The organism is Streptococcus plurextorum DSM 22810, from assembly GCF_000423745.1.
GTDB classification, from domain to species: domain Bacteria; phylum Bacillota; class Bacilli; order Lactobacillales; family Streptococcaceae; genus Streptococcus; species Streptococcus plurextorum.
Genome location: NZ_AUIO01000024.1, coordinates 1 through 11,682, shown reverse-complemented (window position 1 = coordinate 11,682; position 11,682 = coordinate 1). Strand labels below are relative to the sequence as shown.

The following is an 11,682-nucleotide window of genomic DNA, read 5'->3' as shown; positions in this document are numbered from 1 at the left end:
TTGGCTTTAGCATCTTGTTCAGCTTTGATTCGTGCTTCCTCTGCCTTACGTTCTGCTTCGATGCGTTCCGCTTCAAGACGTTCTGCTTCAGCTTTTGCTGCTAGATAAGCCTGGTAAGCATCATATTGAGCTTGAACAGTTTTCAACTCAGCGACAGCTTTATCATAGTTAGCTTGAGCCACAGCCTTTTCAAGCGTCACAGTTGCTAATTTAGCTTTGGCATTGTCTAATGTAGCTTTAGCTGTTGCTTGTTCTGCAAGCAATGGTTTCAACTCCACTTTCAATTGGCTGAGCTTGTTCGCATAACCTTGTACTGTTGTCAAAGTAGTTTTAGCAGTCTTCAACTGGTTTTGAGCAGTAGTCAAAGCAGTCTGTAAGTTTGCCAAGGTTGCTTTCTCATCTGCCAATGCTTTTTGTGAAGCTGTCAATGTGTTTTGTGCATTCGTGAGGTTTGTTTTAGCAGTAGCGAGTGCTTGCGCCTTTGTCTCCACGTTCGCACGGCTTGTTGCCACATCAGCTTGTGCTAATCGAAGTGTATTTTGAGCAGATGTCAACGTTGCTTCTTTAGTTGTAAGGACTGATTTAGCGTTTGCAAGTTCAGTTTTTGCAGTCACAAGTTTTGCTCGGGCGGTTGCTAGGTTAGCTTTAGCGGTATCCAATGCTTTTTGTGCCGCTGGTGTTTGAACAGGCACTGCTTTTGCTTTAGCTAGCTTATCCTGTGCTAATTTCAATGTGCCTTGAGCTGCTTGTAATTTGTTTGTTGCAGTTGTTACAGCTTGCTGGGCAGGAGCCAGTTTCGCTTGAGCAGTTGCCAGTTTGTTCTCTGCGCTTGTAACAGCTGCTTGGAGAGCTTCTTTAGAGATTGGGTTAGTAATTGGTGTTCCACCATACGCAGGTTTTACAGCTTGGTCAGTGAATTCGAACAACAAACTAGAACCTTTTGAAACGGTATTACCCCAAAGTCCAAAGTATTGATTTCCTTTGTCAGCTTCAATGTATTTTGAATCCATGTTAGTAATAGACATTGCATGACCGAAATGTTGATCTTGCTTGTAATCGTACAACATCATTCCACGAATAGCACCAGCGATATTGATTTTCAATTGCGTCATGGTGTAATCCATTGTGTTGAATTTTGAACCAGAAGGTTGCAAATCTTCATCCAAACGCTGGCCTGTTGCGTTGAACACTCGCATGATACCTTCTACATAGTGCCCGTTAACTGAACTCCAATCATTATTCAAATACTCATCACTAACCATTTTAGTGATATCCATAGAGCCTTTTGAAATAAGGGCTTGAGAAGAAATTCCCAATTGAGAACGAAGATCATTGATAGCAACTTGTGCAAATTGAGCCAATTCCAACCAGTCATTGTAAGTTAGCTCTTGAAGTCCGTTTCCTCCGATTGGAGCTACCACGCGTGTATTTGACTCAATAGCATCAAGTGAAGTCCGCAGTTCGTTTAATTGATTGCTAGAAGCTGATAATAGTGCTTTGGACTCTGTTTCAAGGATTGCCCAAATACGATTCATCTCAGTTGTATCTTTAGTGATGTAACGGGCTTCGTAGAACTTAACTAAGTTTTCTTTATAAGTGTCTGACAGTTGCACTGTGAAGATAGAACCAAGTGCTAAGTTCGCCTTATCTAGATCAGTCTAAGCTGTTGAGATGTTGTTTTGAACAGTTGTCAAATTCGCGTTAGCACTATCTAATTGAGTTTGAGCATTGTTCACGCCTGTTTGAGCAGCGTTTACTTCTGATTGAGCAGTGTTGATATCCACTTGGCGTTTTGCGTCAGCAGCTTGAGCTTCGGTAAGTTTGGTTTCAGCAGTAGCTACTTCAGCTTCTTTTGCAGTTACTTCTTGAGTAGCTGTCGTTACAGCTGTTTCTTTCTCCGCTACGACAGCTTTAGCAGTGTTGACATCAGCTTGTGCACTTGCTACTGCGTCTTGCGCAGTTTTCTCGTCCGCCACATCTTGTGCCAACTGCTTGTCGGCTTGTGCTTTTGCAGTCTCAGCATTAGATACTTGAGTTTCAGCGTTAGCTAAAGTTGTTTCATTGGCAGAAACTTGATTTTCAAGATTTGACACATCTGCCTGCGCCTCTTTAATCTCGTTTTGTGTGTTGGTAACAGTTTGAGTTGCAGCATCCACTTGTTCCTGCGCTTGAGCAACCGTTGGGTTGTTATCAATTTGCTCCTGGGCAGAGACAATCTCTGTTTGTTTGTCATTTACTACATCTGTTGCAGTGGTGTAAGTTGCCTCAGCCGCTGAAACAGCTTGCTCTGCAGTCGCAACGTTTGCTGTTACTTGATCAAGTGCTGCCTTGCTCGTGTCTACTTGAGTCTGTGCTTGATCAACTTGCCCTTGCGTTACTTCAGCTGAAGTGGCGGTAGTCGCTACAATAGCTGTCCCTGTCACTTCTTCTGCTTTTGCGCTCACTGTACCGACAGTAGTCATCATCCCGATAGACAAAACTCCGACTGCACCATAGGCTTTAAGCTTACGAATTGAACCGTGTGATTGAAACTTATTTTCTTTTTTCATATTACACTTATTATCTCCCAATTTTTTATTACTATTTTATCATTTATATCAGTCATAAACAACACTTTATAAGCTGTTTCAGTTATATATATCAGTTTTTTTATTCTAATAATAGGTAAGATAGTGTTATGACAAACAATCTACAAAAATTCATTGCTAAAAGAATCAAAACACTGCGACTCCAGGCTGGACTCACTCAAACAGAACTTGAAGCCCGAGCTGAATTGGGTTTTAATTACATTAATAAACTTGAAACAAAAGAGAGCAACATCACTATAAACACGCTCCACAAGATCATCGATGCATTGGAAGTTGACGTTCCAACATTTTTTGATATGCAGATAAGCAAAGATGAAAATATGGACGAATTGATTATGATGTTAACCGAACTTCCAAAAGGCAAGCGAGATGATGTTATCTTGGCAGTAAGCCAGCTAATCAAAACGTTGAAATAGACTCATTGATAAATTTTCATAGGCCTAATTCTTGATTTAAGAGATGGGTCTTTTTGTATGCTTCAAAATCTCTCTACTTATTTGATAGGTATTCTTCTATCTTTTTTTCAGCATGTTCCCGTAGTTTGATAAGGTCATGTATAACATCTGAAACATTAACGTCATGTTGAGATGAACGAAGTTTTAATAGCAAAGCAAAAACTGCGCTACAATATCCTCTTATCCTCCCTCGTACAAACGCCACTTTTTCTTTATCTGTACATCCCTCTTCCAGACCAAAATGATAGATCAGTCTTAAATCTTCCTCTGTCTTGTCTAACAAAAATTTTGTTAATTCTTCACTATTCAACAAAACACCGTCCTTTCCTAAGAATTCACAATAATTATTGGACGAAAAAAAACGACCAATTTTCCTGATAGCTACCATCTCCAGTCTTTGCAGTCTATTCTGCAAAGTTAGAGGATTGATGTTTTCAGTCATTGATCGTTTCTGAAATATTCTTCTTTTACGAATAACGAAAGTAAAACAAGTAGCTAATTACAACATAAAAAATATAGTTCGATCAACAACCCGAAAATGGTTGATAATCTTCCATATTGAAATACCAATTATTTTACTACTTCTTTTACCAAGTTTTTTACTAATTTATTGCATTATACCAAAAAATTGCGAAAATGTCTGAAATCAAACAGACCCTGTTAAAATATTTACTTTTAATTTTGGTATATATCTTGTATAATGTATTTACAAATACAGGAGGTATATCCGATGAATGTTTTATTACGCAAAACAGGTAACAGCACTGTTATCACTATCCCAAACGCTATTAAAGAAGCACTTGGTGCTGAAATTGGTGAAGAAATCGAATTCGTCACTTCAGGAAATAATGTCATTATTCGTAAAGCTGAGCCAACATTTGACTTTGACAAAGAGTTAGAAAAAGCTATGAGCCAATACGATGAATTATTGAAAGAGCTGGTAGATAAATGAAATACCTATCCGCTGAAGACATTATCAAAATCAATGTTATGGTTATTGGAAAATATTCCCCAAAGGAGCCCGTTGGGATAGCTGATCCAAACAGCCTGCAGATGATTGTTGAGCAGCCAAAACAAGAGATTTTTGGAAAAGTACTTTATCCCGACATTTATAGTAAGGCTGCCATTATCTGGATAAACCTAATTAAGAAACACCCTTTCAAGAATGCTAACAAGCGAACTGCCGTGCTAGCTTTACATATGTTTCTAGCAACGAATGGATATCAATCCAATCTTTCCTTAAACGATGGACTGGAAAAGACGATTGAAATTGCTACGTTTCAAGGTGACTTCGAGGAATTAAAAGATAGGATTATCCAGTTTTTGAAAGAAGAAAATCGAGTGTATAAAAAATAAAAAAGTGGTTATCACCTATTTGGTCGATAACCACTTTTCTATTTTAATTGATCGCTTAGATATTTAGAAGTCTATAACAGTATCGGGTCCAGTAGAATAATCATCGAATCTATGATTTTGAATAGCTTCCAATAATGAACTATTCTTTACATCATTCATAAACATTTTCCATTTTCCAAGAATAGCCTGCTTAATCAAAATTTTAATCTGAATTTCAATATCTTCTTCAATTATTTCTGAAGTCACTGTAAATATTTCATTTTCTAGCGTAACAAAACATTGTTGATTCTCAAGTCGAATAGTCAACTTATCATTATTTCGTGAGAAAGAAATAAGTGCAAAATCTTCTTCAGGATAATAATAATCACTGACTATATCGATAAAATGGCCCCTTGATAGTAGGATTTTCTTACACTTCATCTCAATACCAACAATAATTGATACTATCTTTTCCATTAGAACATCATCAATCATAGTCCCCCACTCCTTTCCTTTTATTTTGTTCTGTGTTTAGAAAGTATTTTATTCCATAGACACACCTCCAATCTGATTCATAATTATTATGCCACTTTTTATAAATTCAAAAAATCGTGTTGAGTATTCTTGTAAGCGAAAAATGTTTTTCGTTTTTTTATTTTTTTGAAAAAGCGACATAATAATATTGAAAAAATTGATGTAATAGAGATTGGAGGTGGAATGCTGTATCATTTGAAGACGAACACTGGGCTCGGTGAAAAATAGATTTCGAATGAGATGGTCTTCTCTTTCTTTGGGTGTCATTGACCAGGAAAAGAGAGCGAAAAAGGAATGAAGTAAATGGTTATTCTGCGGAATGAAATGACGTACAGAATAACCATTTATTAGAAAATATAGTACAGAAAAAGATGTTTAGTAAAAGTTAATAGTAGTTTTTAGTTTTTAGAAATAACCAGATCAATGACATTTGAAAATACTAAGAAAAGAGACGGTGATTACTGAATCTTACATAAAACGTTAGTCCTAATCGGCAGCCTCAGCGTGTATTTTCAGGAGCATACCCAGCTCAGGCAAAAAGGGTGGGAGGCAGTTTAACAATAATATGCATTTTAGGAAAGAAAGGAGAAAGAAATGCCACGAAATAAAAATTCATTAAAACACGACATTTTCGTCGCAGCAACAAAAAATGTTACAAACAATACATCTCGCACATCATATAAACGTTCTGCTACTCGTTTTTCTAAATGGGCTAAGGTTAATGGAATAAAGAAAATTTCTGATATTACAGAAGAAGTTCTTCAAAAATATCATGATGATCTTCAACAAGATCCAAAGCAATATACCGCAGCAACTATTCATACCTACCTTGCACCAATTGCAAAGGCAGCAGGAATCAATCTAAACCGTATCAAAAAACAAAAGAGAACAAGCGATAAAATTGTACGGGGACGACAACTCGAGTCTAATAAACAAGGGAAAAGACAGGAATTGAACTCTCTCTTCTCTCGGCTGATTCAATTTCAAAAAGTTGTTGGAATTCGTCGGAACGAATTAAAGAACCTTACTGGATCAGATTTTCAAGAAGATGAATACGGCAATTGTTATGTTTATGTTAAAAGGGGAAAAGGTGGAAAGAAACAAATGCAATATATTCTTCCGAAAGACGTTGAACTCGTGAAACAAACATTTTCTGGTATTGATGATAACGAGTCTGTATTCACAGAAGAAGAGATGAACAACCAAATCAATTTACATGCATTGCGCGCACAGCATGCGCGCGATAGCTACTTCTATTACCTAAAAAAAATTCAAGCTAATCCGAGAATGAGACCAGCACTTTCACAGTTATTAATTTCCAAGTGGGAAGAAGGTCATCAGAAATTGAAAAACGAGTCACAAAGTAAATACGAACGACAGCGTAGAAATTTTATTTATGATTTAAGAGATGAAGCATATATTTTACGTGGCTCAAATAAATCAAAAGCAGTTGCTTATGGAATGCCAATTGTCTATAACCGACTAGCTTTAATGGCTGTATCCGTTTTGAATTTATCACATTGGCGTCTCTCAGTTACTGTTACAAATTATATCTTGTAACGAATTTTTTGATTTTAAATTTCAGGCATAATAATTCTGTAGAAATTGATGCAATGGAGGAAAGTTAGATGAGGAATCAAAATAATCTACAAAATCAAAGACAGAATACAATTTTTGCTCGTGGAAAAATTGTCGAAGTAAACAATGATGTTAATAATCCATCACTTATCCTGTTCATACGAAACGGAGGTGGTCGAAGACATACATTTTTAACATTTAGATATGATGCGGATAAATTAAACCCAATAAAGGGAACAAATGTGTACATCGAAGGAAGTCTGAAAAATAATACGAAATCAAATAGATTAAAAAGCTCACACTATTCTGCAGACTACCTTAAAATGGAGCAGACCGAAATATCTAACCATTTCAATCTTGCAGAGTCTAAAGGATTTGCATTTCCAAAACACTTTGCGAAGTTTTTTATTTATGGAACCGTTATTAATAGATATGTTAATAACAGTTCAATCTGGGTTGAACTTACTGTTAAAGACGAGAGTAATAATGTAGTAAAAATTCAGTATAGCAAGAATATGCGTGTTAATGATTTGAATTTGAGAATTGGTGATAAAGTATATATTTACGCATTACCGATATCCACGGAAAAGCTTGTTAATGAGGAAATAGTGAACTTTGAAACACTAATTGCAGAAGATATTGTAATCGAACAATAAAAATATAGAAAAAGTGGAGACTTCGAACGATTGAAGTTTCCACTTTTTTTGTTAATTATCAATACTTTGCATTTGTTGAAAGGTATATTCTTAATTCAATGTTCAAGGTAATTGTTTCACCCTAATGAATCGTTAAAGTTTGAATTAATAAATAGTATTTTAACTAACATATAATCCATTTGTTAATTAAAAAAATTTAATCAAACATAGCTAAGTATATTATATGCGCTATTACGTTTTTTAAATATTCTATTTCATTAAAAAAGTAGAAAAATCTTGATAATACAGCATCTTTAGATATTATTCTCTTCATCTGAAGAAGAGAATAATAAATCCATATAGAAGTTATCATTTCATTGTTGATGATCAGAATATTCTAGAAACTTATTAACTTTGTAGATGAAAAACATAAATAATCAGAGAACTACTAGGATAAAACTCCTGGTATTTTCTTTTTCAAAAAAATTCATATTAAAGGAACATCTTACATTCCATCAATCTATTTAGTAGTCCTGTTGGACTTAATAGTTTTTTTGATAATTTCGGTACATACACTCATTCCAAAATAATACTTGAAAATGAAAAAATAGAAACAGGTTATTTTTGAAGAATTTTTTGCTGATTTAAGTTCGGATTCTGGCATACTAATTTTGTGAAAAAAATATGGAGGAAAATATGACAGATAATATACCTACTATTGATCGAAAAAAAGATCATTATTTAAAATCATATGAAATAATTGCATCAAATTTTATAGAAAGTCCACTGACAGTAGGAATTGATAAAATAACATTATCATTTGATGCAAATGTATCAATCGACAAACAGAAATTTAATTTATTTCGAAAAAATTTTCCAAAAAACATCAATATCAACAGTCTCTTTCTTACAAACGGAAAGATAAACAATATTTCTTATAAAGATTCAGAAATTGGGAAAATCTCAATTTTAGGGAACAATATCAACAAAAACGGCCAGTGTCTATGTAATTTTGAATTAATAAATGGTTCATTAAACATCAAGACTTCAAACATAGCTGAGATTAAAGAGCGATTATTTATTTCTTTAATTGAGTTAGAATCGAAAACTGGTATACGAATAAATATAACTTTGAATAATGATGTAATAATAAAATCTATCGAATTAGCTTTTACTTTTACTACAAAAAATAGAATTCCACTTTTCACGCGATTATTACTGCACAAATGTCTTTCAAACAACAAACAACCTGATAAAAAAGTCTATCCAATCAAAGATGATAAATTAGATCATCATATTATTTGCAGTAGCGAAGGATACAATTTAAGTTTTGTTACATATGATAAAACAGCAAAATGTGAAAATGATGGATATCTTGAAGAGAATGTAGAACACGGTTTCAGAATATATCGATTCGAAATTACATTAAAGAAATCAAATGTCAAAAAATTCCTTGAAACGGACGAACTATTTAAATTAAAAACTGAAAATATACATTCATACTTAAGAAACACAATAAAAAATGGATTTAACAATCTTATTAAAGAAATTAATCATTCAGTGATTGAAACAGACAAGTTACTTGAAAAAGTATATTTTGAATCTAATCAAAATGATTATATCGAACAATTCTTTTTAGAATTATTACGACTACCAATGGAAAATGTTACGACAATCTTGTTGGATGAAGAAATAATATTGTATTTGAAACTCACTTACTTAAAAAACAAAAGTAACAGAAGTCGTACTATAGAATATATTCTGACAAAAATCATGAAAAGATCAAATTTTGGAGATTATCCACTTTCAATAATGTCAACTTGGCAGACATTATTTCTTTTAAAATTAATGAATCAATCTTTAGAAAGAGGGTATGAGCCTAACAAAAAATATTCGATTTTTTTTGAGGATATAAAATTTAAAGCAATTTATTTACGACAATATCCAATTGAAAAAAGAAAAGAACTATATGATGAAATTAAAAAAAATAGGACAAAAAGTACTACGGTTAATTCATTATATAGAAAGCGTTGGGATGAATTAGATACTTCCCGCATAACAATAACTATCACGCCAGAAAAAAAATAGTCGAAAACGTGATTTCGATGTTGATATAAAAATGTCTACGAAATTAATTTTAGATCGATTATTGAAGCTTAAGACTTTATTTTCTAGAGGTTTTTAATATGATTTTACAACTTTATAAAATCTCAAAAACGTTGACATTACAGCATTTCGTAAAAAAATTGTCTTCCGAAACAGAAGACAAATTAACAGTATTCTTCTAAATTTTTCCAAAAATAACAGTTTTTAGTTCACAATGTGGCATAATGACTAATGTCAAAATTAAATGTATTTCTTACTAGAAAGAAGGTATATATGCAAGTCATTTTACCTGATGAACAAGTTCATCAAATTCAGCTCTTAATCGCTGACTTAATCAAACGAGAAATTGAAAATAGGTTGGATAACTGCATTCTTGGTAGTCCATTTTTGAACAAGCAACAAGCCTGCGACTATCTACGAATTTCCAACAATACACTTGATTCTTGGATAAAACAGGGTTTGCCTGTTATTCGAGTTGGAAAAACAGTTCGATTCGATAAATCTGAAATCAATCGCTGGCTACAAAATCAGTAGCATTTTCACCGTGGTTCAGCTATAATAGAGCCACGGTATTTTTCGCTCAATTCACAAGGAGAATACTATGTCCATTACTAAAACATCTAACGGAACTTATCGCTTGCGTATCTATATCCCAGAAAAAGTAAAGTCTTCTCTTGGAATTGATAAAAAAGTGATTGAAAAACGGTTCAAATTAAGGAGTGATGCAAAAAAATACGAACTCGAATTACAAAACAAGATTGATAAAATTTTAAGTGGTGGAACTGTCCCTGAATTAGATAGAACTGGTTCGATACTTTTCTCTGAATTTTTTAGAGAAATCTGGTGGGAATCCTACAAAGCAGGGCAAACTACTTCCACTACCAAGCCACCATCACAAGCAACTATTGACGGAACAGAGATTGCTTTTAGAAAGCATATCCTCCCTTTACTTGGAAACTACTCCATTGATTTTCTTAATCAAAATAAGCAAGTGGTCCTCAATCTGCTAACTCAAAAAGCGGAAGAATACGCAAACTTCAAAGTTATCAGAAGTTATGTCAACTCAATCTTCGATTGGGCTGAAGAGTTAGAATACATTGAAGCAAACCGAATTTCCAAAACGATTAAGCGTATCAAAGCGACCAAGAAAATCAAACTTGATGAAGCTAAAAAAGATGAGGATTTATACCTCTCGCAAGATGAACTTCAAGCATGGTTTACCGCCTTTGAAGAGGATTTAGAAGCTGGAAAAATCCAATTTAAGGACTATGTCCTATTCTACACTACCTTCTTTTTAGGAGACAGAAAATCTGAGAGCTACGCTTTACAATGGAAACATATTGATCTAAAGCAACAGTCCATCCAATTAGTTCAAGCCTTAGATAAATACAAGAATGTCAAATCAACCAAGGGAAACAAAAAGACAACTTTTGCCATTCCTGATGAACTGACTAGCTTACTACAAGCGTGGAAAAAGCAACAGAAATCAGAACTGGCTAAATTTGGAATTATCCAATCCTCCGAACAATATGTGTTTACCTATATCGACACAAAAGGCAATGTTAATAGTCCGCTACACTCTGATTATCTCAACAATAAAATGAAATCTGCCAGGAAACGCCATCCAAACCTCACACACGCTACACCGCATAAATTACGCCACACTGGGGCAACACTTGCCAAACAAGCAGGAATGAGCTTAGAAGCTATTTCAGAGGCTCTAACGCATAGTGATACCCTCACGACTAAGGTATATGTCAACACCTCCAATGTCGTTCCTATGGCTGTCGGGGAGGTCGCCTATAAAAACCTCAAATAGTAAATGGTGTGAATTTGGTGTGAAAAGTGGTGTGAATTTTGCTAAAAAACATCAAAAAACACCCCATGGTGTGAACCATGAAGTGTTGTAAATGCAGTATTGTAGCTGGTTCTTAACGTTTAGAGAACTGGCTAGCTTTACGAGCTTTCTTAAGACCTGGTTTTTTATTCCTTTTATCATACTTTGATAAATATCAACAATAACAGGCACCCATAAGATACTTTATTCGTTTCTTATCACTTATAACCTATTATTTCAGATTAAGGGTTATCAAAAGGTTATCAAAAATATGTTTTCGGAGCTTATGTAGTTGAGAAATACGAAATACTGTATCATAAAGAAATTGTCCAGGAACAAATATACAGTTTCTTTGTTCCTGGACAATTTCTTTTTCTATCCTGAAGATATTTAAATAGTTCTATATATTATTTCTTGTGAGTAATTTTCATCAAAAAATTTCATATATAATCCCCTATAATCATGGAGTTGTTATCCTAGTTGATTAAAAAAATCTCTGATTTCCTCATCTTTTATAAAATAATATATAATTTTCCCCTCTCTTCTAGTGTCCAAGATGTTTTGATTGGCTAGTTTACGAAGATGGTGGGAGGCAGATGCCATACTGAGATTTA

At 34.0% G+C, this 11,682-nt stretch carries 12 protein-coding genes and 1 pseudogene; 8 read left to right on the top strand and 5 right to left on the bottom strand.

The features are described from left to right. The coding region (locus G575_RS0110375; protein ID WP_027972654.1) for an SEC10/PgrA surface exclusion domain-containing protein at positions 1 to 1,613 on the bottom strand (1,613 nt) is incomplete at its 3' end. A 45-nt stretch (positions 1,614 to 1,658) separates the two neighbouring features. After that, complete coding sequence (locus G575_RS0110370) at positions 1,659 to 2,549, bottom strand: coiled-coil domain-containing protein (RefSeq protein ID WP_027972653.1); 891 nt, start codon at positions 2,547 to 2,549, stop codon at positions 1,659 to 1,661. A gap of 128 nt (positions 2,550 to 2,677) precedes the next feature. Between G575_RS0110370 and G575_RS0110365 the strand changes: the two genes are divergently transcribed. Then, positions 2,678 to 3,004, top strand: coding sequence for a helix-turn-helix domain-containing protein (locus G575_RS0110365; RefSeq protein ID WP_024377375.1), 327 nt, complete (start codon positions 2,678 to 2,680; stop codon positions 3,002 to 3,004). 73 nt (positions 3,005 to 3,077) lie between these two features. Here the strand turns inward: G575_RS0110365 and G575_RS0110360 are convergent, their stop codons facing one another. Further along, positions 3,078 to 3,485, bottom strand: coding sequence for a hypothetical protein (locus tag G575_RS0110360; RefSeq protein ID WP_027972652.1), 408 nt, complete (start codon positions 3,483 to 3,485; stop codon positions 3,078 to 3,080). 288 nt (positions 3,486 to 3,773) lie between these two features. Between G575_RS0110360 and G575_RS0110355 the strand changes: the two genes are divergently transcribed. Together G575_RS0110355 and G575_RS0110350 are read left to right on the top strand one after the other, a co-directional pair. Next, on the top strand, positions 3,774 to 3,995 hold the full coding sequence (locus G575_RS0110355) for an AbrB/MazE/SpoVT family DNA-binding domain-containing protein (RefSeq protein ID WP_024377377.1): 222 nt from the start codon (positions 3,774 to 3,776) through the stop codon (positions 3,993 to 3,995). Further along, positions 3,992 to 4,399: a type II toxin-antitoxin system death-on-curing family toxin gene (locus G575_RS0110350; RefSeq protein ID WP_024377378.1), complete on the top strand. Its 408-nt coding sequence runs from the start codon at positions 3,992 to 3,994 to the stop codon at positions 4,397 to 4,399. The genes G575_RS0110355 and G575_RS0110350 overlap by 4 nt, the downstream gene beginning before the upstream one ends. A gap of 63 nt (positions 4,400 to 4,462) precedes the next feature. Here G575_RS0110350 and G575_RS0110345 read toward each other — a convergent pair whose 3' ends face one another. Beyond that, complete coding sequence (locus G575_RS0110345) at positions 4,463 to 4,873, bottom strand: hypothetical protein (RefSeq protein WP_027972651.1); 411 nt, start codon at positions 4,871 to 4,873, stop codon at positions 4,463 to 4,465. 633 nt (positions 4,874 to 5,506) lie between these two features. Between G575_RS0110345 and G575_RS0110340 the strand changes: the two genes are divergently transcribed. From G575_RS0110340 to G575_RS0110320, 5 genes are all read left to right on the top strand, one after another. After that, complete coding sequence (locus G575_RS0110340; protein WP_027972650.1) at positions 5,507 to 6,472, top strand: site-specific integrase; 966 nt, start codon at positions 5,507 to 5,509, stop codon at positions 6,470 to 6,472. 68 nt (positions 6,473 to 6,540) lie between these two features. Continuing rightward, on the top strand, positions 6,541 to 7,146 hold the full coding sequence (locus tag G575_RS0110335; RefSeq protein ID WP_027972649.1) for a hypothetical protein: 606 nt from the start codon (positions 6,541 to 6,543) through the stop codon (positions 7,144 to 7,146). A gap of 675 nt (positions 7,147 to 7,821) precedes the next feature. After that, entirely contained in the window at positions 7,822 to 9,213 is a 1,392-nt protein-coding gene (locus tag G575_RS0110330; protein WP_027972648.1) for a hypothetical protein, read from the top strand. 291 nt (positions 9,214 to 9,504) lie between these two features. Further along, positions 9,505 to 9,765: a helix-turn-helix domain-containing protein gene (locus G575_RS0110325; protein ID WP_027972647.1), complete on the top strand. Its 261-nt coding sequence runs from the start codon at positions 9,505 to 9,507 to the stop codon at positions 9,763 to 9,765. Between the two features lie 67 nt (positions 9,766 to 9,832). After that, positions 9,833 to 11,050, top strand: coding sequence for a site-specific integrase (locus G575_RS0110320; protein WP_027972646.1), 1,218 nt, complete (start codon positions 9,833 to 9,835; stop codon positions 11,048 to 11,050). Positions 11,051 to 11,539: 489 nt separating this feature from the next. Here G575_RS0110320 and cadX read toward each other — a convergent pair. After that, positions 11,540 to 11,682, bottom strand: a pseudogene (gene cadX, locus G575_RS11545) (Cd(II)/Zn(II)-sensing metalloregulatory transcriptional regulator CadX); the annotation flags it as partial.

Excerpts from the sequence above, each read along its gene's own strand:
- G575_RS0110370 (WP_027972653.1), bottom strand. The coding sequence starts at position 2,549 with ATGAAAAAAGAAAATAAGTTTCAATCACACGGTTCAATTCGTAAGCTT.
- G575_RS0110365 (WP_024377375.1), top strand. The coding sequence starts at position 2,678 with ATGACAAACAATCTACAAAAATTCATTGCTAAAAGAATCAAAACACTG.
- G575_RS0110360 (WP_027972652.1), bottom strand. The coding sequence starts at position 3,485 with ATGACTGAAAACATCAATCCTCTAACTTTGCAGAATAGACTGCAAAGA.
- G575_RS0110355 (WP_024377377.1), top strand. The coding sequence starts at position 3,774 with ATGAATGTTTTATTACGCAAAACAGGTAACAGCACTGTTATCACTATC.
- G575_RS0110350 (WP_024377378.1), top strand. The coding sequence starts at position 3,992 with ATGAAATACCTATCCGCTGAAGACATTATCAAAATCAATGTTATGGTT.
- G575_RS0110345 (WP_027972651.1), bottom strand. The coding sequence starts at position 4,873 with ATGATTGATGATGTTCTAATGGAAAAGATAGTATCAATTATTGTTGGT.
- G575_RS0110340 (WP_027972650.1), top strand. The coding sequence starts at position 5,507 with ATGCCACGAAATAAAAATTCATTAAAACACGACATTTTCGTCGCAGCA.
- G575_RS0110335 (WP_027972649.1), top strand. The coding sequence starts at position 6,541 with ATGAGGAATCAAAATAATCTACAAAATCAAAGACAGAATACAATTTTT.
- G575_RS0110330 (WP_027972648.1), top strand. The coding sequence starts at position 7,822 with ATGACAGATAATATACCTACTATTGATCGAAAAAAAGATCATTATTTA.
- G575_RS0110325 (WP_027972647.1), top strand. The coding sequence starts at position 9,505 with ATGCAAGTCATTTTACCTGATGAACAAGTTCATCAAATTCAGCTCTTA.
- G575_RS0110320 (WP_027972646.1), top strand. The coding sequence starts at position 9,833 with ATGTCCATTACTAAAACATCTAACGGAACTTATCGCTTGCGTATCTAT.